Here is a 21,417-nt window from a genome sequence, read left to right as displayed (position 1 = left end):
GGTCTCAGGCTATCGTTTCGGCGCACTCAAGCGCTAATTGGTCTCAGCCTCCCCCGAGCGAGGGCGCCTCTCCCGAGGAGTCGCCACCATCGGCCGAACTCGATGAGGCGGCGCTGCCTTCGACAGCCTCCTCAGCATCCGACGAAGTCTCGGAGCCGCTGGCGTCTTCGGAGCCGGACGGGTCCTCGCTCGGCTGCGGGCTCTCGGTCGGGCCGTCCTCACCGTTGATGTCCTCGCCCGGCAGATGCCCGGCTCCGTTGGAATCACCGTCTTCGTCCCGCTTCTCCCCCTTGGGGGCTTTCACGCCCTTGGGCCGTTCGACCTCACCGAAGAGACACGACCCTGTCGACTCGGTCGGCTGCATGAGCTCGGCCGTCGCCTTGCCCGACCGGATCTCTCCGACTACGCATCCCTTGTCCGTCTTGATCCCGAACATCTTCGAAGGAACATCATTGCCCAGCGGCGATTCGTCGATCGTGGCCTCGAGCTGCTCGGGCTCGTAGCCGGCGTCGAGCATCGTGGAGAAGAACTTCTTCGTCGACGGAACCGAGTCCTTCTCGCCGGTGATCGGTTTGAGCGCTTTGAGAACCTTGTCCACCTCGGCGACCGGGGTCGCGTGCGTCTTCTTCGGCTCGGGCTGAGGCTCCTCGCCGCCGAAGCCGAGCAGAGAGCAGCCCGACAATGCCGCAGTCAGTGCTGCGGCACCCAGCACAGGAACGAGACGCATCTGAAACCTCGGCGGGAGGGGACGGGGGACAGTCTCACTTTAGCCGATCCGTGGGAGCGACGACTGCAGCGAATCGGTCAGAACGGCGCGGCAGCGTCGGCTGTGTCGCGCGCGATCGCGTTGTCGACCTCCTCGGCGGACTGCTCGGCGGCCTCGGCTTCCCCCTCGCCAGCGTCCCTGCCCTGTCGGTCACCGGATGGGTCGCCCATCCCGCTGTGCCCGGTTTCCGCTGCTGGGGACGTATGGGTGCGAGAGGCCGAGGACATGCTCTCGTCCCCGAACGAAGCGGTCTCCCCGAGGCCGCCCCATGCCGGGTCCCGGGATGACTCCGTCTCCCCCGTCGCCCGGTTGGACGGGACCGGAGCCCGATCGGGACTCTTGGCCTTTCGATAGTGTGCGGTTCCGTAGCGGAGGTCCGGACCGATGTGTTCGGCGACGACCGTCGGTGCGATGCCGCTGCGCTCTTCGGTCTCCCACTCGCGGATCTTGAGGTTGCCGGTCACGATGACTGCCGTGCCGAGGCGCAGCGAGGTGGAGGTATTGCTGGCCAGGTCGCCGTAGCAGTCGACACTGAACCACGATGTGCCGTCGTCGATGAACTCTCCCGTGGTCCTGTCCACGCGCCAATGATTGACCGCGAGCCGGAAGGACGAACAGGCTCGGCCGGAGGGCAGGGTTCGACCGGCGGGTTCGGTGGCGATGGTGCCGGTGACGGTGATCGGAATGGCGGACATCGGTGGCTCCTCTTCTGATGGATGACTCAACGCGGCCGTCGACGGACGCGAGGTTCTTCAGTCAGCCCGATCACAACGACGATGTCCAGACACGCAGAATGCCCTGTGGAAAGATCTCCTCCGTCCACAGGGCATTCGACCACGAGTCCCGCAGCTTGTGCGCTCAAGTCTCAGTGAAGCATCTCATAGGCTCGCCGATGCTCACCGATGACGACCTTCACGGGATCCAGATAAGAGCTCCGGGCGACGCGACCGACGGCATCTCGCAGGCGCCCATCGACCTCGGCCGCTGCCTCTTTCGCTCCCCTGCTCCGGGCAGACTTCGCCATCAGCGAGGTGACCAACGAACCGATGAGGCCGATGACCAGCAGACCGATGCTGACGATCCAGCACCAGACAGGCAGCGTCCCGGAACCGATCGCGGCGACCAGTGCAGAGGCGATGACACCGATGACACCGATGATGGTCGCGGCGAAGAAAATCATCTGGAATACGTTGGCCAGCGACCACCAACCGGGCACCTGACGTTTGATGTCCACAGCCGTGACGGCCGAGTCGAGAGTCTCCGAGAGTTCGTCGGTACTCCGCTTCTCGGCCTCTGCCGCCTCGTTCTGCCAGGCCCGTGGCATCGTCGACACCGATTCTGTGATCAGTTCGTGTGCCATCAGCCGCACATGTGAACTCTGCGCCTTGGTCGTGGCCGGCACGGAAGCACGGATGAGCTCATCGCGCCCCTGCCCGTGTTTGGCCCCGAGGGGGTCCGGAGCGTTGCGCTGCATCCAAGCCAGCACGGGGTACCCGGTCCTCCGATAGGCACGGCGGATGTAATCATCATGGACCGTCTGGGCCACCGCTTCGACACCCGCGGCCTCCGACATCGTCTCGACGAGACGGGATGCGCCCGGAAGTTCGTCCGGAGAGGCCACGGGCGCACCGAGCTCGGTTCGGATCCGCTTAGCCATCGCCTGCATATCCGCCAGCAGCCTTTCGGCCGCCGCCTCATTCGAATCGACGGTGTCGGCGAGAATGCTGCGAATCTCGGGGATGCCCTCCCTCGTCACGGCCGAGGAGATCCGTACATTCGTCTCGCTCAGTCCGTCCTCGTTGAGCAGGTGGCGCAGATGATCGGCCGCCGCCTTCTGCTCCTCGGGACTGAGCTTGTCGATCTGGTTGAGAACGACGACCATGTTCGCGCTGTTCTCGGCGAGTTTGGTCAGATACTCCGAGTGCAGGGAGAAGTCCGCGTACTTCTGCGGGTCGACCACCCAGAAGACGACGTCGACCAATCCGACGAGCCGGTCGGACTCGACGCGGTGCTCAACCGCCGTCGAATCGTGGTCGGGAAGGTCGAGAAGGATCAGGCCGTGCAGACGCCGCTGGTCGTCACCGTCGAGTGCGGATTCGCGCCACGTACGGCTCCTCTCCGGCACACTCAGCCAGTCGAGGACGTCCTTTCCGCCCTGGCCCCACACGCATGCGGTTGGGCGTGAGGTCGTCGGCCGCCGAACTCCGACGCGGGCGATCTCGAGACCGGCGACCGCGTTGAACAGAGAAGACTTACCAGAACCCGTCGAACCGGCGAACGCCACGACTGTGAAGTCCTCGCCCAGCCCCAGCCGGTCCTCGGCCCGATCGAGCAGGTTCTGAGCATCGGTGCGAACATCCTCGGCGAGCTTGTCGGCGCTCAGCGACAGCGAATGCCGGATGCCATCGGCCAGGCGTCGGATCTCGGTCTGTGCAGAACTGTTCACAATGCCACCTCAAGTCGTTCACCGGACGAACGCAGCGCGCTCGCTTGCCGCGCCGGTACCGCGGATAGTCTCAGTGCGTTGTCGAATGGGGTGCGGCAGCCTACGACGATTCCCGAGGCAACCGTCAGGAAGCGCTGCCGGATCGAAGCGAGGAGTTCGGCGGCCTCGGCCTCGCCGAAGATCGTTTCGGCCAGGTTGAGAGCCACCCCTGCTCCCTGGCCAGCTGCCGGCTCCGCGCCGGCGGAGCGCCTCGGGTCCCAGAATGATGCGTATTCGACGACTGCGCACACGCCTGCCACGCCGAATGAGAGGATCCGTGCCTTCGACTTCTTTCCCTGCCCGATGTCACGCACGAGCGCATTCACCTCATCGGACCAGCCGCTGACTGCGGACTTGACCGAGTCTTCGAGGCCTGCCGCGACATGTCGCAGCTCCGGTCGCTCTTCGATGAGGGCGGCTCCGGCCGCGGTATTGCGCCATTCGGCGTTCACCTCGTCGACGACCGCGATCGCCTGTTCTCGCAGAGATACGGCAGCACTGCGCAGGATTGCGATGTGCAAGGGAGTCGCCGCATCGTGCTTACCCGTCACGGCCGCAGAGATCCGATCGCGCATGCGCGCCATCGTCGGTTCGAGACCACGGAAGAGCTGTCCCGTGCCCACGAAGTCCTGCCACCTGGCGTTGACCTCGCCGTGCAGGACTCGGCCGTCGGAGAACACCTCGGTCAGTCGTGCATCCGCTGCCCCGAAACGGCTCTCCACTGCCTCGGCCAGTCGGCTGTGAGCCTGTTCCTGCGACTGTGCGAAAGCCGCAAGATCGCGGACCTCTCCGGGCAGCGCCGACACGGCCCCGGTCAGTGTGCGACTGCGGATGCGCTCCAACGACGTGCCCTCGGCTCCGACTTGCGTGATCCAGGAGCGGATGGGATAGATCGCCGAATGAGGGAGCAGCCCGTCCTCGAGTTCGAGTTCGGCCACGGAGAAGATCGGCGAGTTCGCCAGTTGGGCCTCGGAGAGCAGGCTCGACAGATGATGCCTGACTTCGCGATTGGCTTCGGGCGGAACTCGGTCGAGAACGATGGCGACCGAGGTGCTGCGCACGGCCGCCGTCTTCAGCAGGGCCCAGGGTGCGGCATCGGCATATCGATTCGCAGTGGTCACGAACAGCCACAGATCGGCGCTGAGCAAGGTCCTGCGTGAGAGCGCGCGATTCGACTCGGAGATGGAATCGATGTCAGGACAGTCGAGGATCGCGGTGCCCGCTTCGATGCCCTCATCGGCGATGAGGACAACGCCCGGTGTCGGTGACTCCGGGTCGGTGCTGCGCGGCAGGTCCGGCAGATAGTGGTCGGACTCGAAGTGCTTCGCGTCAGCGGGATTGTGAATCACCACGGGATTGCCCGTGGTCGGACGGCGGACCCCGGTCGGGCTCACGGTCCGGCCGACGAGCGAGTTGACCAGCGTCGATTTGCCGGCGCCGGTCGAACCGCCGACGGCGATGAGAAACGGGGTCCGGGCCCGGTTGATCCTCGGCAGAACATAGTCGTTGAGCTCTGCGGACAGCGCCGAGTGTGCTGCGCGACCGGCCTCGAAGTCCTCGGTTCGCAGGGTGAAGCGGGTCTCGGAAACGCGCTTGACGATATCGTTCAACGCTTGGCCGATCGGCGGCGTCACGGCGCTCTTGCTCTCTGTCATCACGCATCCACTCTCTATGTTTTCCCAGCTCGGCACCAATTGCCACGCCGTATCCGCACAGAATTGCCCGTGGCTGCTCCGTCTCGTTCTAGACTTCAGCCGTCCGCGATGACATAACGATGGGTGCGGCGACAGCTCAGAATGCACATTTGGAAGAGAGTCGGCACGACTGGAAGCGGAGAGGGTCGGTACGACCGGACGAGGGCCGAGGCGGGAGAAGCGCCCCCGGCGGGGCTCGAACCCGCGACCTACCGCTTAGAAGGCGGTTGCTCTATCCGACTGAGCTACGGAGGCTCACACATCGTAACCGATGGTCGTGGGAGAACCGAAAGCGGCTCCGGGCGGGACGGGACCGTCGGGGTCCGCGCCCACGGTCCGGAGCCGCAGGTTCGAATTGCTTGATCAGTGGCGACGCGTTGCCTGCTCAAGGGAGCTGCGGATGGTCACGAAGGACACCACCGCCACGCCGGTCATCGCCAGCACCACGGCAACGGCTTCGATGCCGAAGGCGAAGTCGACGACGATCGGGAAGAACCCTGCGAGCATGAAGCCCAGCAGAGCCACCAGAGTCAGCGCAGTGGCGATCGAGAAGTACTTGGCACCGTTCATTGTTCATCTCCTTCTTCCGTTGGAAAAAGGGTAGCGCTTCACGTGAGCCGCGTCACTGTGAATTCCCGAAGAATTCGAATCAGTCTTCGCGACGTGCGTCGATCGCCTTCTCGAGACGATCGAGCTTTCCTTCGATCTCGCCGGTGTATCCCGGGCGGATATCGGCCTTGACCACGAGCGAAACCCTGGTTCCGAATTCTCCGACCGCCTCTGTCGCCTCTTTGATGACGGCGAAGACTTCGTCCCATCCGCCCTCGATCGTCGTGAACATCGAGTCCGTCCGATGGGGCAGACCGGAGCGTCTGACGATGTCGACGGCGGCGGCAACGGCCTCGTGGACAGAGGCGTCCGGTTCTTCTCCCCCGCTCGGTGCGACTGAGAATGCTGCGAGCATGGTGGTTCTCCTTCCTCAGAGGCGGGGAGACCGAACGGTTCCCCGCCACTTTGCCGGGACCTGACGAATCAGGCCTGATTCGGAACGTTGACGATCAGCGAGTCACCCTGACCGCCGCCGCCGCACAGAGCCGCGATTCCGGATCCCCCGCCTCGGCGTCGGAGTTCGAGGGCCAGAGTGAGCACGATGCGGGCACCGGACGCTCCGATGGGATGGCCGAGCGCCACGGCACCGCCGTTGACGTTGACCTTCTCCTCGTCGACGCCGAGATCCTTCGAGCTGGCGAGCCCGACAGCGGCGAACGCCTCGTTGATCTCGTAGAGATCGAATGAATCCGCGGCCACTCCTTCGCGATCGGCGGCGACCTTGATCGCCTGCGAGGGCTGGTGCTGCAGGCTGGAATCCGGGCCCGCGGTCCAAGCATGGGAGCGGACTTCGGCGAGGATCGGCGCACCCAGCTCCTCGGCCTTCTCACGTGACATGACCACCACGGCGCAGGCTCCGTCGGAGATCTGAGAGGCGTTGCCGGCCGTGATGGTCCCGTCCTTGCGGAAGGACGGACGCAGCTTGCCCAGGGAGTCGGCTGTCGTGTCCGGACGCACCCCCTCGTCGGCGGAGACTGTGACATCGCCCTTGCGCGAACTGATGGTCACCGGAACGATCTCGTCGTCGAAGGCTCCGGCCTGCTGGGCCTGCGCCGCCCGCTGGTGTGAGCGCGCAGAGAAAGCGTCCTGCTCTGCGCGGGAGAACTCCCGGTCCCCTGCATTCGCCTCTTCGGTCAGACCACCCATCGCCTGGTCGGTGAAGGCGTCCCACAGGCCGTCGTAGTCCATATGGTCCTTGACGATGACATCACCGTACTTGTAGCCCGAGCGCGACTTCTCGAGCATGTGCGGAGCCTGGCTCATCGACTCCTGGCCGCCGGCGACGACGACGTCGTACTCACCGGCGCGGACCAGCTGCGCCGCCTGGGTGATCGTGTTGATGCCTGACAGGCACAGCTTATTCACGGTCACAGCGGGGACTGTCATGGGGATCCCGGCCTTGACGGCGGCCTGGCGCGCGGGGCCCTGGCCGTTTCCCGCCTGCAGCACCTGACCCATGATGACGTATTCGACGTCGTCGCCCTTGATGCCGGCCCGGTCAAGCGCACCGGCGATGGCGTTCCCACCGAGTTCGACGGCGCTGAGTTTGGACAGCTCACCCTGCAACCGACCGAACGGTGTGCGTGCTCCGGCGACGATCACTGCATCAGCCATATTTCCTCCTCGGATTCCCGCGCCTGGACCCGTATCCCGGCACGTGTGCTTTTCGACGCCTCCCAGCCTAGTCGAGGAGTCTGTGGCCTCCATCACGGGGTCGACCGACACACTTCGGAATGACGCTGTCCAACCTCGCTCATTCGCACCCAACACTCATGGAGTCTCCGTTAGAGTAGAACGAGGACAGCCCAGATCATCCCCTCCCAAGACGACAGGAGTTCGCTTCAGTGACGCCCACCGAAGAATTCCGCACAGCGATGCGCGGCTACGAAAAGAGTGAAGTCGATTCGCGCCTGCAGCAGTTGCGCACCGAAGTCGAGTCGGTCCGCAAGGCGCTGGCCGACGCGCGGAGCCAGGTCATCAATGCCGATCGGGCGAAGCTGCAGATCGCGGGTGAACTCTCGGAGGCCAAGGCTCAGCTCAAGAAGGCGGCGAACGACAACGCCGAGGCGTCGGGTCCTCCCGGAAGCCGGATCGACCATCTGCTCAAGATCGCCGAGTCCCAGGCCCGCGAGACGCTGGCCCAGGCCAATTCGGATGCCGAGACCATCCGGAACAAGGCTCGCGCCGAGGCGGCTTCGGCTCGCGCCCGGATGCACACCGAGAGCAATGACACCCTGTCCAATGCTCGCTCCGAAGCCGATGCGATCATCTCATCGGCCGAGCTGCGCGCCGAGGAGACGGTCAAGGCCGCCGAGAAGCGCGCCGCCGAACTCAAGGCGAGCACCGAACGCGAGACCACCCAGGCCAAGGAGGCCAACGCCGCCTCGGCCAAGGAGGCGCGTGAGAGCCTCGACCTCGAACTGTCCGAACTGCGCGCCACTGCCGAGAAGGATGCGGCGGATCTGCGGGCCGACGCCAAGACCGAGGCCGAGGAGACCGTGGCTGCGGCACAGGCGCAGGCCGATGAGCTGCTCGCAGCTGCCAAGGCTCGCGATGAGGCCTCGAAGAAGGCCGGCAACGACTTCGACGTCGAGCTCGCGGCGAAGCGCAAGGAAGCGGAGTCCGAGCGCAAGAAGCAGTACGAGCAGGCTCAGTCAGAGAACAAGAAGCTCATCGAAGAGGCGCAGGCACGCGCCGCTAAGGCCGACAACGAGGCCAAGGAAGCCGCGGAGCGGGCGGAGAAGACTCGCACCGATGCGGTGAAGAAGGCCGATGAGATCATCGCCGACGGCAAGTCCCGCGCACAGACCCTCATCTCCGAGGCCCGCGCCACCGCCGAGGCGACCATCGAGGAGTCGGCCGCCGAGGCCAAGCGCAATGTGGCCTCCGCGCAGTCCCAGGTCGACCTGCTCACGAAGCAGCGTAAGACGATCACCGCCCAGCTCGATCAGCTGCGCTCTCTCTTCGCCATGCCGGGGGTCATGGGCGGCGACAGCGTCGATCCTGCGAAGGCCGAGTCGGCTTCTCATGCCACCGAGCAGATCGCGAACGGCCAGGAGCTCGAGGACCTGCTGGCCGAAGACGATTCCGCCGAATCCGAGGATGCGAAGGCTGCTCAGGATCCAGCGAGCGAGACCGGCGAGAACGAGGATGCGGCGAAGCCTTCGGCGAGCGGGACCGACGATGCGCAGAAACCCGGAGAATCGAGCGACGCCGAGGACAAGGGTTCCGGCGACGCGGACTCTGACACCGAGGCATCTGGTGCAGCGGGCTCCGGTGACGGGTCTGACTCCGATGCACAGTCCGATGATCGGGAGGGCAGAGGAGGGGAGCTGCCCAACGGAGCCACCGATGAGGACACCATCGCCATCGACGCTCAGGTCTCGGGATCGAAGAAGAACAATTCGAAGACGAAGCGTTCGCGCAATTCGCTGCGTTGATTCCGTCCGCGGCCGTCGCTGAGATCATCTGCACGGCCGTGGGCACGACAATGACGAGGGGACCCGTTCGCGGGTCCCCTCGTCATTGTCGATCGCGATCACCGGAACCGCTCGAAGCAGCGGGTATGCCAATGCCGTCTGCTCTCGACTCCGATCTCGATGCCGTGCCGGGCGTCCTGTCGCCAGGCGACTATATGGGTCGAGGCCGCGCTCACCTCGCGACTGCAGCCCGGGCACACATAGACCCTCCCGGAATCGCTGCCCTTGATCGTCTGCACCGACCAGTCTCCGTCTGGGAGGGAACGTGTCGTCCGCATGCCCGCCGTGGTCTCGGACAGGTCTCGGGCTGGCCTCTGCCATTTGTTCTTGCGACGCGAGGATGAAGATCGTGGCATTGGGCCATTGTCTCACGTAGGCTGATCCGCGTGCGTCTTGTCATAGCCCAATGCTCCGTTGATTATGCCGGTCGTCTGACCGCTCACCTCCCGATGGCCACCCGCCTCATCATGCTCAAAGCCGACGGGTCGATCCTCATCCATTCCGACGGCGGTTCCTACAAGCCGCTGAACTGGATGACGCCTCCGTGCACGATCAGGCATCTCGAGCCCGACGCGGAGCAGACCGCGGTCGGCCTGGCCGAAGTGTGGGAGGTATCGCAGACGAAGACCGGCGACCGCCTCATCATCTCCATCGCCGAGGTGATCTCCGATGACACATACGAGTTCGGTGTCGACCCGGGCCTGGTCAAGGACGGCGTCGAGGCGCATCTGCAGGAACTGCTTGCCGAGCACATCGAGACCCTCGGAGAGGGCTACAGTCTGGTTCGACGTGAATATATGACCGCGATCGGTCCGGTCGACATCCTCGCCAGGGACCATGTCGAGAAGTCCGTGGCGGTCGAGATCAAACGTCGCGGTGACATCGACGGGGTCGAGCAGCTCACCCGGTACCTCGAGCTGATGAATCGCGATCCGCGGCTCAGCCCCGTGCAGGGGATCTTCGCGGCGCAGGAGATCAGACCTCAGGCGCGCACTCTGGCCGAGGACCGAGGGATCCGCTGCGTCGTTCTCGACTATGACGCTCTGCGCGGTATGGACGATCCCGAGTCCCGACTGTTCTGATCACTCTCCCCCGCGAGAGGAGGGGCTCGAAGAACGCGCACGGACGTGAACGAGCCTCGTACCGAAGGGCCCGCTCCGCCCTCTGAACCTATTCGAAGCTCAGGGCGTTGGGCTTGACGACCCGTTCGATGTCGACGCCGAGGCTGCGCAGGTTGGCCACGAAGTTCTCATAGCCGCGTTCGATGTGGTCGATTCCCGACACTTCGGTCATTCCCCCTGCGCGCAGCGCCGCCATGACCAGGCCGGCACCGGCTCGGATATCCGAGGCTTCGACCTCGGCACCGGAGAGGCTGTCAGTGCCTGTGACCAAGGCGTGGTTGCCGTCGATGCGGACCTTCGCGCCGAGCCGCGCGATCTCCTGAACGAAGCGCCAGCGTGCTTCGAACAGATTCTCCGACAGCAGTCCGATGCCGTCGGAGACCGAGTTCAGAGCGATGACGAAGGGCTGAAGATCCGTGGGGAATCCCGGAAACGGCATGGTCGCCACCCTGATCGCATGCGGCCGTTCTGCTCCGATCACGCGGAAGCCACGGCCTCGGGATCCGTCGCTCAGGGTGATCTCGCCGAGGTCGTCGACAGTGGCTCCGGAATCGCGCAGCTTCAGCCCGATATTGGGCATGAGCTCGAGGCCCACGCCCCGCACGGTGACATCGCCGGCACTGAGAGCGGCACCGAAGGCGAAGGTACCGGCGACGATGCGGTCGCCCACGGTCCGGTGGGTCACGGGCCGCAGCGACTCGACACCGGTGATCGTGAGATCGGAGGTGCCGATGCCGTCGATCCGCGCGCCCATTTCGACGAGCATCGTGCAGATGTCGACGATCTCGGGCTCGCGTGCGGCATTCGAGATGGTGGTCGTACCGCGAGCCAGCGTCGCGGCCATGATGAGATTCTCCGTCGCACCGACGGAGGGGAATTCGAGGACGATGTCCGTGCCGCGCAGCCCCTCAGGTGCCTCGGCCACGAAATAGCCGTGATCGAGATGGACCTCCGCGCCGAGCGCTTCGAGCCCGGCCTGGTGCATATCGAGGCCACGGGAGCCGATGGCATCTCCACCGGGCAGCGCAACGTGGGCGGCGCGCATCCGAGCAGTGAGAGGGCCGAGCACCGAAATCGAGGCACGCATCGCGCGGACGAGTTCGTAGTCGGCCTGGATGCCCACTTCCTTCGGCACATCGATGCTCACGACCCCGCCTTCGGAATCGTAATCGACGACGCATCCGAGGCGCACGAGGAGTTCGACCATGATCCTCACATCGAGGATGGCCGGGACATTGGTGATCGTCGTCCGGCCCACGGCCAGCAGACTCGCGGCCATCAGCTTCAGGACGCTGTTCTTCGCGCCCCTGACGTCGATCGCGCCCTGCAGCCGTGCAGGTCCTGTCAAACGGAAGACATCCATCAGGTGAAACGTCCCATCGTCGGGTTGAATCCGGGAGGCGAGGACTCGAGCCAGGAAGCCATAGTGGACAGCGACTCGGTGTCCATCGCCAGCGACACCGATCGCGGACGGCCGTCCGCTTTGCCGTAGGAGCAGTCGACGACGACGGCATCGGGAAGAACCGAATACTGCTCCCCCGAGGTCGGTTTGCGCCGCACGAGGATGTCGAGGTCGGCACGCGGCAGACGGAACGCCGCACGACGAGTCAAGGCGAACACGGGGTACCAATCCAAGGAGCCGACCGAGAACACCGCTACGCCCAAACGCCAACGTGGGCGAGAAGAATACTCCTCGCCCACGTTGATGGAACAGTCAAAAGCACCGGAGAGCTTCGAAATGGACCTGCGTCGGATCGTCACTACGACGATCAGAGCAAGCGCGAGTCCTACCAACGAGAGCAGAACGATCAGCAGGACGGAAGGGTTCACGGTTGCCAGTGTAACCTGCAGATCAGAGAAGTTCGGCCTGATCAGCGGCAATGATCACGCGATTGTTCTCGACAGAGAGGAAACCGCCATCGGCCTTGACCCGGACGGTGTCCTCCCCAGTCGTGAGAATACGCGCTTCGCCGTCGGCGACGACGCCGAGCACAGGTTCGTGACCTGGCAGGACGCCGATCTCGCCGTCGAGCGTACGAGCGATGACGCGTTTGGCCTCACCGACCCATACCTCGCGATCTGCGGCCACGACATTCACTTCGAGTGTCGCCATGGCTTACTTCTGCATCTCTTCGTAGTTGCGCATGACATCATCGAGCCCGCCGACGTTGAAGAATGCCTGTTCCGGAACATGGTCGACCTCACCGGAGCAGATCTTGTCGAAGCCCTCGATCGTGTCGGCCAGCGGCACGGTCGATCCGGGGACCTGAGTGAACTTCTCAGCGGTGTAGGTGTTCTGCGAGAGGAACTGCTCGATGCGGCGCGCACGGTGAACGACGAGCTTGTCCTCTTCGCCGAGTTCGTCGACGCCGAGGATGGCGATGATGTCCTGCAGCTCCTTGTTCTTCTGGAGGATCGCCTTGACCTCATTGGCCACCCGGTAGTGCTCTTCACCGACGACCAGCGGATCGAGGATGCGCGAGGACGACGCCAGCGGGTCGATCGCCGGGTACAGACCGCGCGAGGCGATGTCACGGCTGAGCTCGGTGGTGGCATCCAGGTGAGCGAACGTCGTCGCCGGAGCCGGGTCCGTGTAGTCATCGGCCGGAACGTAGATCGCCTGCATCGACGTGATCGAGTGACCGCGCGTCGAGGTGATCCGCTCCTGCAGCAGACCCATCTCGTCGGCCAGGTTGGGCTGGTAGCCCACGGCAGAGGGCATACGACCAAGCAGGGTCGAGACCTCGGAGCCGGCCTGGGTGAAACGGAAGATGTTGTCGATGAACAGCAGCACGTCCTGGTTCTGCACATCGCGGAAGTACTCCGCCATGGTCAGCGCCGACAGGGCCACGCGCAGACGGGTGCCTGGCGGCTCGTCCATCTGTCCGAAGACCAGAGCGGTGTCCTTGAACACTCCGGCCTCGTCCATCTCCATGATGAGATCGTTGCCCTCACGCGTACGCTCACCCACACCGGCGAACACCGAAGTGCCCGAGTGGTTGTGCGCGATGCGGAAGATCATCTCCTGGATGAGCACCGTCTTGCCCACGCCGGCGCCGCCGAACAGACCGATCTTTCCACCCTGGACATAGGGGGTCAGGAGGTCGATGCTCTTGATGCCGACCTCAAGGATCTCGGTTTTGGACTCGAGCTCGTCGAAGGCCGGAGCCGGACGGTGGATGGGCCACCGTTCGGAGATCTCCAGCTCCTCGCCCTCGGCGAGGTTGAGGCAGTCACCGGTGGTGTTCCACACGTGGTGCTTGGTGACATCGCCGACGGGCACCGAGATCGGTGCACCGGAGTCGATGACTTCCTGACCGCGGACCAGGCCGTCGGTCGGCTGCAGCGACACGGCGCGGACGAGTCCGTTGCCCAGGTGCAGGCCGACCTCGAAGGTCAGCTTCCTGGTTCCCTCGGACAGGTCCACCGTCGTGGTCAATGCGTTGTAGATCTCTGGCACGGAGTCGAGCGGGAACTCGATGTCGACAACCGGGCCGATGACTCGGGAAATCCGGCCGAGGGCGGTGCCCTGTGCCGGAGAGGTTTCCGTTGCTGTGGCAGTCATGGTCTCTTTCTCTCTGCTCTCGCCGGTCAGTCGCCGGCTGCCGATGCCGCGAGGGCATCCGCCCCACCGACGATCTCGGTGAGTTCCTGGGTGATTTCCGCCTGGCGGGCCGTGTTGGCCAACCGGGTGTAGGTCTTGATGAGATCATCCGCGTTGTCCGTGGCCGTCTTCATCGCCGCCTGTCGCGAAGCCTGTTCGGATGCCGAGGCACTCAGCAGGGCCGAGAGGATGCGCGAATCGATGTATCGCGGCAGCAGGGAATCGAGGACGGCCTCGGCGCTGGGTTCGAACTCGTAGAGCGGGAACGCAGCTGCGCCGGACGACTCTGCGGAACCACCACCCGTCGACGCCTCGCCGGCATCGACGACCTCCAGGGGCAGCAGCCGCCGGTATTCCGGATCATGCGTGACACTGGAGACGAACTTCGTGAACACGATGTAGATCTCGTCGAGTCCGGAGTCAGCGGACTCCGGATCGAAGTTCTCCAACAGGGCCTCGCCGATCTCCCGTGCGTTCTCAGCGGTCGGGCTCTCGGAGATGCCGGTCCAGGACCTCTCGATCTTGCGATCGCGGAAGGTGTAGTAGTTCTTCGCCTTGCTGCCGATCGTGAACAGCTGCACGTCCTTGCCCTCGCTGTGCAGAAGCCGAATGAGTTCTTCGGCTTCGCGGAGCAGGTTCGCCGAATAGGCGCCGGCGAACCCACGGTCGGGACCGATCACGAGAACAGCGGCCCGTGAGACGTTCTCCGATTCCGTGGTCAGCACGTGCTCGACGTTGGATTCGCTGGCCACCGCCGACACCGCCCGTGTGAGGGCGTTGGCGTACGGACTTGCGGCCTGCGAACGCGCAATGGCTTTCTGAATCCGCGAAGCAGCGATGAGCTCCATCGCCTTGAAGATCTTCCTCAAGGACTGAGTCGAGCGGATCTTCTGCTTGAAGACCCTCTGCTGGGCTCCCATCAGTTCTTCCTTTCGCCGTTACGGAACAGGTTCAACGCTTCTGCCGAACGATCTGCTCCTGCTCGACCTCGTCGGAGGACGCGGTGGCGGTCTCTTCGCTGCCGGCCTTCGACCCACCCTGATCGGAGCTGACGAAATTCTGAGAGAACTCGGACAGTGCGTTCTTCAGCTCTTCTGTGGTGTCGTCGTCGAGCTTGAGGGTCTCCCGAATCGTCGTGAAGATCCCCGTCTTGCGCTCGATGTGGTCGTGCAGTTCGGATTCGAACCGGAGCACATCGTCGACCGGGATGTCGTCGAGGAAGCCGTTGGTGCCGGCGAAGATCGACACGGTCTGCTTCTCGAAGGGCATCGGAGTGTACTGACCCTGCTTGAGCAGCTCGGTCAGACGCGCTCCGCGAGCCAGATCGCGCTTGGTCGCATCGTCGAGGTCGGAAGCGAACATCGCGAAAGCCTCGAGCGAACGGTACTGCGCCAACGAGATCTTCAGCGTGCCGGAGACGCTCTTGAGCGCCTTCGTCTGTGCGGCACCGCCGACGCGCGACACGGAGACGCCGACGTCGACAGCGGGACGCTGACCGGCGTTGAAGAGATCCGACTGCAGGAAGATCTGACCGTCGGTGATCGAGATGACGTTCGTCGGAATGAATGCACCGACGTCGTTCGCCTTGGTCTCGATGATCGGCAGGCCGGTCATCGAACCGCCGCCGAGCTCATCGGAGAGCTTCGCACAGCGTTCGAGCAGGCGCGAGTGCAGGTAGAAGACGTCACCCGGGTAGGCTTCACGGCCCGGCGGGCGACGCAGCAGCAGTGAAACCGCGCGGTAGGCCTCAGCCTGCTTCGACAGATCGTCGAACACGATGAGGACATGCTTGCCGTCGTACATCCAGTGCTGACCGATGGCCGAGCCGGAGTACGGTGCGAGGTACTTGAAGCCAGCCGGATCGGAAGCAGGTGAGGACACGATGGTCGTGTATTCGAGCGCGCCCGCCTCTTCGAGCGAGCGGCGCACGCCGGCGATGGTCGAGCCCTTCTGGCCCACGGCGACGTAGATGCAGCGAACCTGCTGCTTCGGGTCACCGGTCTCCCAGTTGGCCTTCTGGTTGATGATCGTATCGATCGCCAGAGCGGTCTTGCCCGTCTTGCGGTCACCGATGACCAGCTGACGCTGGCCACGGCCGACGGGGATCATCGCATCGATGCTCTTGTAGCCGGTCTGGAGCGGCTCGCGGACTTCCTGGCGATCCATCACGCCTGCGGCCTGGAGTTCGAGCTCACGACGGCCGACGGTCTCGATGTCACCGAGCCCGTCCACGGGACGTCCGAGCGGGTCGACCACGCGACCGAGGTAGCCGTCGCCGACCGGGATCGACAGGACCTCGCCGGTGCGGTAGACGTTCTGCTCTTCAGCGATTCCGGAGAATTCGCCGAGGATGACGACGCCGATCTCACGCTCGTCGAGGTTCTGGGCCAGGCCCAAGGTGCCGTCTTCGAACCGCAGGAGTTCGTTGGCCATCGTGCCTGGCAGACCCGATACGTGGGCGATTCCGTCACCGGCAGTGACGACCTTGCCGACCTCGGTCTTCTCCGAGCTCTCGGGGTTGTACGATTCAACGAACTTCCCGAGAGCGTCCCGGATCTCTTCCGGGCGAATTGTCAGTTCCGCCATCTGGTTTCCCTGCTTCCTTTACTCAAATCTTGCGTCCGACGACCGGTGGGCCGCCTGTGCTGCCGGAGGAGCCGGCCACTAGTGTCAACCTGCGAGCTTGCGCTGCACATCGGCCAGTCGATCGGCCACGGTCGAATTCATCATCTCGTCGCCGACCTGGACCCGGACTCCCCCGAGGACCTCGGGATCGACCTGGACATTCAGAACGAGTTCGCGACCGTAGCTGGCCGACAGTGCCGCCTGCAGCCTTTCGATCTGGGACTCGCTCAACGGCTTGGCGACGGTGACATCCGCAACCGAACGCTGCTGTCGGGCTGCGAGGATATCGCTGTACTGGTCGAGCGCGGTATTCACGCGGAGCCCGCGCGGATGCAGTGCCGCCTGTTCGATCAGCTTGATGGTATCGGGCTGCGCCTTGCCTGAGAGCAGATCCGAGATGAGAGTGCGTTTGCTCTCAGCTGCGGCCTGCGAGTCAAGCGCACGGGCCAGCTCGTGGTTGGATTCCAGCAGACGCGCGAAGCGGAAGATCTCCTCTTCGACCTGACCGAGCTGACCGGTCGCCTGCGCAGCAGCGGCAATCGCTGTGACGCCTGCGACCTCGAGGCTGGTGACCAGGTCCTGGGTCCGGGCCCAGCGCAAGCCGACGGCCTTGTCGCTGATCCGCAGAACCGCATCCGTGGTCCGAGTCGAGAACAGAGCCCGCAGCAGGTGCTGCTTCTTCTCGGCCGACTCGGAGGAGTCCGCCAAGGCCTTGCGCAGTGCGACGTTCTCGGCGAGAACTCCGACGACGGCCAGAGTGCCCTCACCGATCTGACGTGGGTCTCCCCCCGAGATCTCGGAATTCGCGGTTTCGAGGACGGCCTGCAGGGACAATCTGCTCGACTGGAGCATCACGCCCCCTTGACCGGCTGAGCGGACGAGTTGGACTCGAGATCGGAGATGAAGCGATCGACCACATTGGCCGAGCGCTGATCGTCGGTGAGGGACTCGCCGACTATGCGCGAGGCGAGATCCGTGGCGAGAGTGCCGACCTCGGAGCGCAGCTGCACCATGGCGGTCTGACGTTCGGCCTCGATCTGGTTCTGAGCCGAAGCGATGATGCGGTCAGCCTCGGTGTGAGCCTGTGCCTTCATGTCGGCGATGATCTGAGCGCCTTCTTCCTGAGCCTCGGCGCGCAGTCGTGCTGCTTCTGCACGACCGTCGGCGAGCTGCTTCTGATACTCGGCCAGAGCCTGGTCGGCTTCGGCCTGCACCTTCTCGGCCTTCTCAATGCCACCCTGGATGCGCGCCGCACGCTCATCGAGGGTCCTATTGAACGCCGGGAGGACGTACTTCCAGACGACGAGGAAGACGATCAGCAGACAGACGGCACTCCAGATGATGTCGTACAGCGCTGGGAGAAGCGGGTTCTCCGCCGCCGCAACAATGTTTACCGGAGTCATCTTTCAGTCCTCTTCGAGATCAGGGAAGGAAGAACGGGGTCGCGATGCCGATGAGGGCCAGGGCCTCGATCAGAGCGATGCCGAGGAACATGTTTCCGCGCAGGGCGCCGGCCATCTCGGGCTGGCGAGCGGTTCCTTCGATGGTCTTTCCGATGACGATGCCGAGACCGACACCGGGGCCGATTGCGGCGAGGCCGTAACCGATCGTCGAAACGCTACCTTCAACTGCGGCGAGCATATCCATAGGATGCTTTTCCTTTCATAATGAAGTCGGGTGGTTGGCCCGACCGTGCAACTCGTGAGTTACGGATCTGGGGGCTGACTCAGTGTTCTTCCGAGACGGCCGAATTGATGTAGACGCAGGCGAGCAGGGCGAAGATGTATGCCTGCAGGACCACGACCAGCATTTCGAGGAGGAAGACGAACATTCCTCCGGCGAAGGTCAGGATGGAGAAGAACTGGAATCCGTTCGAGGCATCGAAGAGGAAGAAGCTCGTGGCCGAGAAGCAGAGGACCAGCAACAGGTGGCCGACCATCATGTTTGCGAAGAGTCGGATCGCGAGCGTGAAGGGCTGGGTGACGAACTTCGTGATGAACTCGATCGGAATGAGCAGGATGTGCATGGCCGGCGGGACGCCGGGCAGGATGAGCGCATCCTTGAGGTAGCGCCCGAGCCCCTTCTGGGCGATGCCGGCCCAGTGGTAGGTCACATAGACGGCGAGGGTGATGACCAGCGGAAGCCCGATGACTCCGGTTCCGGGCATGTTGAGGAACGGAATGAGCTTCGTGACGTTCCAGAACAGGATGCCGAAGAAGATGGCCACGATGAGCGGCATGAACTTCTTCGCCCTCTCCTTGCCCATCGTGTCCTCGGCGATGCCGACGGTGACGAACTCCATCGCGAGTTCCATCGAGGACTGGAAGCGACCGGGGACGAGCTTCATGCGCTTGGCCCACACGGCGAGGACCAGGACGACGGCGACGGTCGCGATCAGGCGAATGAGCATCACCCGGTTCATCTCGAACGGGGTGCCCTCGAAGAGGAACGGTGCCGGGAAGAACTCCGACATCGAAGGAGCGTGGAAGCCGCCTTCTGCAGCATTGATCATTGTGTTCGCGGCGTTAAGAGTTCCCACGTTGTTGTTTCTCTCCCATGGTCAAGGGCCTTGATGGCCTGGCCTTGGCCACGCGAACGATGCGTGGCATGAGGTTCAGGAGCGACAGAGGGCGAACTTCCGCCCCAGCACCGGGTTCACTCTACCAACTGTAGAGAGTCACCGACAAATTCATCAGGCTTCTCTGTGCAATTTCTGTCAGCGATTTTATCGGATACGTCACCGCAGTTCCCAACCGCCCCTTCGGGGGCTGATTCGGCCGGTCACGGCACATCATTTCGCTTCGGGATCGACGTACGGCACACGTCCTCTGACGACGGTCACAGCCTCGACGATCGAAGTGCTGAGGACGGCGACGACGATGGTCAGGAACGCCACGGTCCCATCGAGCCAGGTCGCGTCCTTGATCCGCCAGATGACGATCATGAAGATGAAGGCTTTGAACAGGAATCCGACGCCGAGGAGCCCGGCGATGGTAGTCAGGCCCATGTTCCGCCCGATGTACATGATCACTAGGGTGATGACGATGAAGACCGCCGCGAGTCCCCCGCCCACGGCGCCGCCGACGAGTCCCGTCGTATCGGCGGCAAGCCATCCGATGCCCATGCCGAGTGCCGCGACGACGAGGACGAGGACGATGCCTCGGATGAGCAGAGTTCTCCATACCTTGGTCCAGGCCGCTTCGACAGCGGTTTCGGTGCGCGGACTCGGATCGGTCACGAGATTTCCTCTCTGGCTTTCTGACGCATTCGCAGTGGGTAGAACGTGAAGATCAGGGTGACGGCGACAAGGCCGCCGACGACGCAGACGACGAAGAGCCATCCCTGGAACAGGAGCAGAACCGAACCGAAGGCGATGAGCGCCGTCCACGTGTAGAGGATGAGAACTGCGCGGGCATGGGAATGTCCCAGGCGCAGCATCCGGTGGTGAAGGTGTTTGGCATCGGCGGAGAACGGTGACTGCCCGGCCCTCAGCCTGCGCACCACGGCCAGCCCCAGGTCGAGCAGGGGAAGGAACATCACGGCGACCGGCAGGATGATCGGCATGAAGGTCGCGAAGGCACGTTCCTGACCGATGAGCGCAGGATCCACCTGGCCGGTGACCCTGATCGTCGAGGCCGCCAACAGCAGTCCGATGAGCATCGAACCCGAGTCGCCCATGAAGATGCGGGCGGGATTGAAATTGTGCGGCAGGAAGCCGAGGCAGGCTCCGACGAGGATCGCGATGATGAGCGAGGCGAGGTTCGCGTACGACTCCGGTGAGGCGTCGCGGGCCAGCCAGTAGGAGTAGATGAAGAAGGCGCTGCCACCGATGGCGACGACGCCTGCGGCCAGTCCGTCGAGGCCGTCGACGAAGTTGACCGCGTTGATCGTCACGAGGACGACGAGCACGGTGATGATGAGCGACATGCGCGGTGAGCCGATGATGACTCCGCCGAAGGGGATGGACAGCAGCGCCACGCCTTTGATCGCCATGAATCCGGCGGCCAGCGCCTGGCCGGCGAGTTTGGCCATCCAATGGAGGTCCCAGACATCGTCGACGATGCCGAGCAGACACAGCAGCCCAGCGGCTCCGGCGACGCCGATGATCGGTCCGGTATCGACGAAGATCCGCTGCAGGAACGGTGTCTGGGACGCGAAGACGAGGCCGGCGAGCAGTCCGCCGAACATCGCCACTCCCCCGAGCCGCGGGGTCGGCACGGAATGCACGTCTCGTTCGCGCAGGGGCGAGAAGATCCGGCCGCGTTCCGCCACCCGCTTGACCATCGGGGTCAGCAGGTACGCCACGAGGGCGGAGACGATGAGGATGAAGAGGTAGGCGCGCACTCAGCCGTCCAGGTCGATGAGCTGGGGGACGACTTCGCGCAGCTGTTCGGCGGAGATGGGCCCGCGGCGCACGACGCGCGGAGAATCTCCGCTGAGATCGACGATGGTCGACGACATGCCCGATTCCCGTGCTCCCCCGTCGACATAGATGTCGACATCGTCGCCGAGCATCTCCTGTGCCTCGTCGGCGGTGGTGGCGGCGGGTCGGCCCGAGATATTGGCGCTCGAGACCGCGAGCGGCCCCGTGCGAGTCAGCAGTGCCAGGGCGTATTCGTCATCGGGCATGCGCACGGCCACGGTGCCGTGAGTGTCACCGAGGTCCCAGTCGAGAGACGGCTGGGCGTTGGCGATGATCGTCAGCGGTCCGGGCCAGAAGCGGGAAGTCAGCGCCAGGATCGTCTCGTCGACGCCGTCGACGAGCCCGAAGATGGTCTCGGAACGGGGGACGAGCACCGGAGGCGGCATATCCCTGCCACGGCCCTTCGCTGCCAGAAGCGCCGCCACGGCCGAAGCGCTGAAGGCATCGGCGGCGATCCCGTAGACGGTGTCGGTGGGGATGACGAGCAGATTGCCGGTCTCGGCCACGCGCGCGCATTCGTCGAACACGAGGTCGCGGATTTCGGCTTGGCTGACGTCGAATCGTCTCGACACGAGTTCTCCGTTTCGAATCTCTTAGCAGTGGTCTCAGTG

At 64.2% G+C, this 21,417-nt stretch carries 23 protein-coding genes and 1 tRNA gene; 2 read left to right on the top strand and 22 right to left on the bottom strand.

Annotated features, from left to right (window positions below; translation table 11 throughout):
- Window positions 1-43: 43 nt before the first annotated feature.
- The 8 genes from IIE29_RS10125 to IIE29_RS10090 all read right to left on the bottom strand — a co-directional run bounded on the left by IIE29_RS10125 (window position 44) and on the right by IIE29_RS10090 (window position 7,168).
- On the bottom strand, window positions 44-727 hold the full coding sequence (locus IIE29_RS10125; protein WP_209325119.1) for a DUF6993 domain-containing protein: 684 nt from the start codon (window positions 725-727) through the stop codon (window positions 44-46).
- A 77-nt stretch (window positions 728-804) separates the two neighbouring features.
- Entirely contained in the window at window positions 805-1,461 is a 657-nt protein-coding gene (locus tag IIE29_RS10120) for a single-stranded DNA-binding protein (protein WP_209325118.1), read from the bottom strand.
- A gap of 170 nt (window positions 1,462-1,631) precedes the next feature.
- On the bottom strand, window positions 1,632-3,212 hold the full coding sequence (locus IIE29_RS10115) for a GTPase (RefSeq protein ID WP_209325117.1): 1,581 nt from the start codon (window positions 3,210-3,212) through the stop codon (window positions 1,632-1,634).
- The gene (locus IIE29_RS10110; protein ID WP_216629695.1) at window positions 3,209-4,906 is read right to left on the bottom strand and encodes a dynamin family protein; all 1,698 of its coding nucleotides are present in this window, start codon (window positions 4,904-4,906) and stop codon (window positions 3,209-3,211) included. The genes IIE29_RS10115 and IIE29_RS10110 overlap by 4 nt, the downstream gene beginning before the upstream one ends.
- A 220-nt stretch (window positions 4,907-5,126) precedes the next feature.
- Window positions 5,127-5,200, bottom strand: a tRNA-Arg gene (locus tag IIE29_RS10105).
- A gap of 108 nt (window positions 5,201-5,308) precedes the next feature.
- Window positions 5,309-5,515, bottom strand: coding sequence for a hypothetical protein (locus IIE29_RS10100; protein ID WP_209325116.1), 207 nt, complete (start codon window positions 5,513-5,515; stop codon window positions 5,309-5,311).
- A gap of 79 nt (window positions 5,516-5,594) precedes the next feature.
- Window positions 5,595-5,909: a thiamine-binding protein gene (locus tag IIE29_RS10095; RefSeq protein WP_209325115.1), complete on the bottom strand. Its 315-nt coding sequence runs from the start codon at window positions 5,907-5,909 to the stop codon at window positions 5,595-5,597.
- A gap of 68 nt (window positions 5,910-5,977) precedes the next feature.
- Entirely contained in the window at window positions 5,978-7,168 is a 1,191-nt protein-coding gene (locus IIE29_RS10090; protein WP_209325114.1) for an acetyl-CoA C-acetyltransferase, read from the bottom strand.
- Window positions 7,169-7,398: 230 nt separating this feature from the next.
- On the opposite strand from IIE29_RS10090, the gene IIE29_RS10085 reads away from it, so the two are divergent.
- Window positions 7,399-8,994: a coiled-coil domain-containing protein gene (locus tag IIE29_RS10085; RefSeq protein WP_209325113.1), complete on the top strand. Its 1,596-nt coding sequence runs from the start codon at window positions 7,399-7,401 to the stop codon at window positions 8,992-8,994.
- A 98-nt stretch (window positions 8,995-9,092) separates the two neighbouring features.
- Here the strand turns inward: IIE29_RS10085 and IIE29_RS10080 are convergent, their stop codons facing one another.
- Window positions 9,093-9,389 (bottom strand): hypothetical protein, encoded by a 297-nt coding sequence (locus IIE29_RS10080; protein ID WP_246475867.1) that lies wholly within the window; start codon window positions 9,387-9,389, stop codon window positions 9,093-9,095.
- A gap of 30 nt (window positions 9,390-9,419) precedes the next feature.
- Between IIE29_RS10080 and nucS the strand changes: the two genes are divergently transcribed.
- The gene (gene nucS, locus IIE29_RS10075) at window positions 9,420-10,115 is read left to right on the top strand and encodes an endonuclease NucS (protein ID WP_209325112.1); all 696 of its coding nucleotides are present in this window, start codon (window positions 9,420-9,422) and stop codon (window positions 10,113-10,115) included.
- A gap of 88 nt (window positions 10,116-10,203) precedes the next feature.
- Here the strand turns inward: nucS and murA are convergent, their stop codons facing one another.
- The 13 genes from murA to IIE29_RS10010 all read right to left on the bottom strand — a co-directional run bounded on the left by murA (window position 10,204) and on the right by IIE29_RS10010 (window position 21,378).
- Window positions 10,204-11,517 (bottom strand): UDP-N-acetylglucosamine 1-carboxyvinyltransferase, encoded by a 1,314-nt coding sequence (gene murA / locus IIE29_RS10070; protein ID WP_209325111.1) that lies wholly within the window; start codon window positions 11,515-11,517, stop codon window positions 10,204-10,206.
- Window positions 11,517-11,984 (bottom strand): DUF2550 domain-containing protein, encoded by a 468-nt coding sequence (locus IIE29_RS10065; protein WP_209325110.1) that lies wholly within the window; start codon window positions 11,982-11,984, stop codon window positions 11,517-11,519. The genes murA and IIE29_RS10065 overlap by 1 nt, the downstream gene beginning before the upstream one ends.
- Before the next feature lie 22 nt (window positions 11,985-12,006).
- Window positions 12,007-12,267, bottom strand: coding sequence for a F0F1 ATP synthase subunit epsilon (locus IIE29_RS10060; RefSeq protein ID WP_209325109.1), 261 nt, complete (start codon window positions 12,265-12,267; stop codon window positions 12,007-12,009).
- Between the two features lie 3 nt (window positions 12,268-12,270).
- On the bottom strand, window positions 12,271-13,719 hold the full coding sequence (gene atpD, locus IIE29_RS10055; RefSeq protein WP_209325108.1) for a F0F1 ATP synthase subunit beta: 1,449 nt from the start codon (window positions 13,717-13,719) through the stop codon (window positions 12,271-12,273).
- Between the two features lie 26 nt (window positions 13,720-13,745).
- Entirely contained in the window at window positions 13,746-14,678 is a 933-nt protein-coding gene (locus tag IIE29_RS10050) for a F0F1 ATP synthase subunit gamma (protein ID WP_209325107.1), read from the bottom strand.
- Window positions 14,679-14,709: 31 nt separating this feature from the next.
- Window positions 14,710-16,344: a F0F1 ATP synthase subunit alpha gene (gene atpA / locus IIE29_RS10045; RefSeq protein ID WP_209325106.1), complete on the bottom strand. Its 1,635-nt coding sequence runs from the start codon at window positions 16,342-16,344 to the stop codon at window positions 14,710-14,712.
- Window positions 16,345-16,428: 84 nt separating this feature from the next.
- Window positions 16,429-17,235 (bottom strand): F0F1 ATP synthase subunit delta, encoded by an 807-nt coding sequence (locus IIE29_RS10040; RefSeq protein ID WP_209325105.1) that lies wholly within the window; start codon window positions 17,233-17,235, stop codon window positions 16,429-16,431.
- Window positions 17,235-17,786 (bottom strand): F0F1 ATP synthase subunit B, encoded by a 552-nt coding sequence (locus IIE29_RS10035; protein ID WP_209325104.1) that lies wholly within the window; start codon window positions 17,784-17,786, stop codon window positions 17,235-17,237. The genes IIE29_RS10040 and IIE29_RS10035 overlap by 1 nt, the downstream gene beginning before the upstream one ends.
- Before the next feature lie 19 nt (window positions 17,787-17,805).
- The gene (gene atpE, locus IIE29_RS10030; protein WP_209325103.1) at window positions 17,806-18,030 is read right to left on the bottom strand and encodes a F0F1 ATP synthase subunit C; all 225 of its coding nucleotides are present in this window, start codon (window positions 18,028-18,030) and stop codon (window positions 17,806-17,808) included.
- Between the two features lie 79 nt (window positions 18,031-18,109).
- Complete coding sequence (gene atpB, locus IIE29_RS10025; RefSeq protein WP_343071866.1) at window positions 18,110-18,922, bottom strand: F0F1 ATP synthase subunit A; 813 nt, start codon at window positions 18,920-18,922, stop codon at window positions 18,110-18,112.
- A 252-nt stretch (window positions 18,923-19,174) separates the two neighbouring features.
- Window positions 19,175-19,621, bottom strand: a complete 447-nt coding sequence (locus IIE29_RS10020; protein WP_209325102.1) for a Cg1360 family ATP-synthase-associated protein — start codon at window positions 19,619-19,621, stop codon at window positions 19,175-19,177.
- Window positions 19,618-20,727 (bottom strand): MraY family glycosyltransferase, encoded by a 1,110-nt coding sequence (locus IIE29_RS10015; RefSeq protein ID WP_209325101.1) that lies wholly within the window; start codon window positions 20,725-20,727, stop codon window positions 19,618-19,620. Before IIE29_RS10015 ends, IIE29_RS10020 begins: the two co-directional genes overlap by 4 nt.
- Window positions 20,728-21,378 carry an L-threonylcarbamoyladenylate synthase gene (locus tag IIE29_RS10010; RefSeq protein WP_209325100.1) on the bottom strand — a complete coding sequence of 217 codons (651 nt, stop codon included), beginning with the start codon at window positions 21,376-21,378 and terminating at the stop codon, window positions 20,728-20,730.
- Between the last annotated feature and the right edge of the window lie 39 nt (window positions 21,379-21,417).

Source organism: Brevibacterium renqingii, assembly GCF_017808095.1.
GTDB classification, from domain to species: Bacteria; Actinomycetota; Actinomycetes; order Actinomycetales; family Brevibacteriaceae; genus Brevibacterium; species Brevibacterium renqingii.
Note: the sequence above shows the minus strand (reverse complement) of the source record. Positions and strands in the feature narration are given on the sequence as shown.

Coding starts and splice junctions, on each gene's coding strand:
- IIE29_RS10090 (WP_209325114.1), bottom strand. CDS start 7,168: ATGGCTGATGCAGTGATCGTCGCCGGAGCACGCACACCGTTCGGTCGG.
- IIE29_RS10125 (WP_209325119.1), bottom strand. CDS start 727: ATGCGTCTCGTTCCTGTGCTGGGTGCCGCAGCACTGACTGCGGCATTG.
- atpD (WP_209325108.1), bottom strand. CDS start 13,719: ATGACTGCCACAGCAACGGAAACCTCTCCGGCACAGGGCACCGCCCTC.
- murA (WP_209325111.1), bottom strand. CDS start 11,517: ATGGATGTCTTCCGTTTGACAGGACCTGCACGGCTGCAGGGCGCGATC.
- atpE (WP_209325103.1), bottom strand. CDS start 18,030: ATGGATATGCTCGCCGCAGTTGAAGGTAGCGTTTCGACGATCGGTTAC.
- IIE29_RS10095 (WP_209325115.1), bottom strand. CDS start 5,909: ATGCTCGCAGCATTCTCAGTCGCACCGAGCGGGGGAGAAGAACCGGAC.
- IIE29_RS10040 (WP_209325105.1), bottom strand. CDS start 17,235: ATGCTCCAGTCGAGCAGATTGTCCCTGCAGGCCGTCCTCGAAACCGCG.
- IIE29_RS10080 (WP_246475867.1), bottom strand. CDS start 9,389: ATGCCACGATCTTCATCCTCGCGTCGCAAGAACAAATGGCAGAGGCCA.
- IIE29_RS10060 (WP_209325109.1), bottom strand. CDS start 12,267: ATGGCGACACTCGAAGTGAATGTCGTGGCCGCAGATCGCGAGGTATGG.
- IIE29_RS10035 (WP_209325104.1), bottom strand. CDS start 17,786: ATGACTCCGGTAAACATTGTTGCGGCGGCGGAGAACCCGCTTCTCCCA.
- IIE29_RS10110 (WP_216629695.1), bottom strand. CDS start 4,906: ATGACAGAGAGCAAGAGCGCCGTGACGCCGCCGATCGGCCAAGCGTTG.
- IIE29_RS10120 (WP_209325118.1), bottom strand. CDS start 1,461: ATGTCCGCCATTCCGATCACCGTCACCGGCACCATCGCCACCGAACCC.
- atpA (WP_209325106.1), bottom strand. CDS start 16,344: ATGGCGGAACTGACAATTCGCCCGGAAGAGATCCGGGACGCTCTCGGG.
- IIE29_RS10050 (WP_209325107.1), bottom strand. CDS start 14,678: ATGGGAGCCCAGCAGAGGGTCTTCAAGCAGAAGATCCGCTCGACTCAG.
- IIE29_RS10100 (WP_209325116.1), bottom strand. CDS start 5,515: ATGAACGGTGCCAAGTACTTCTCGATCGCCACTGCGCTGACTCTGGTG.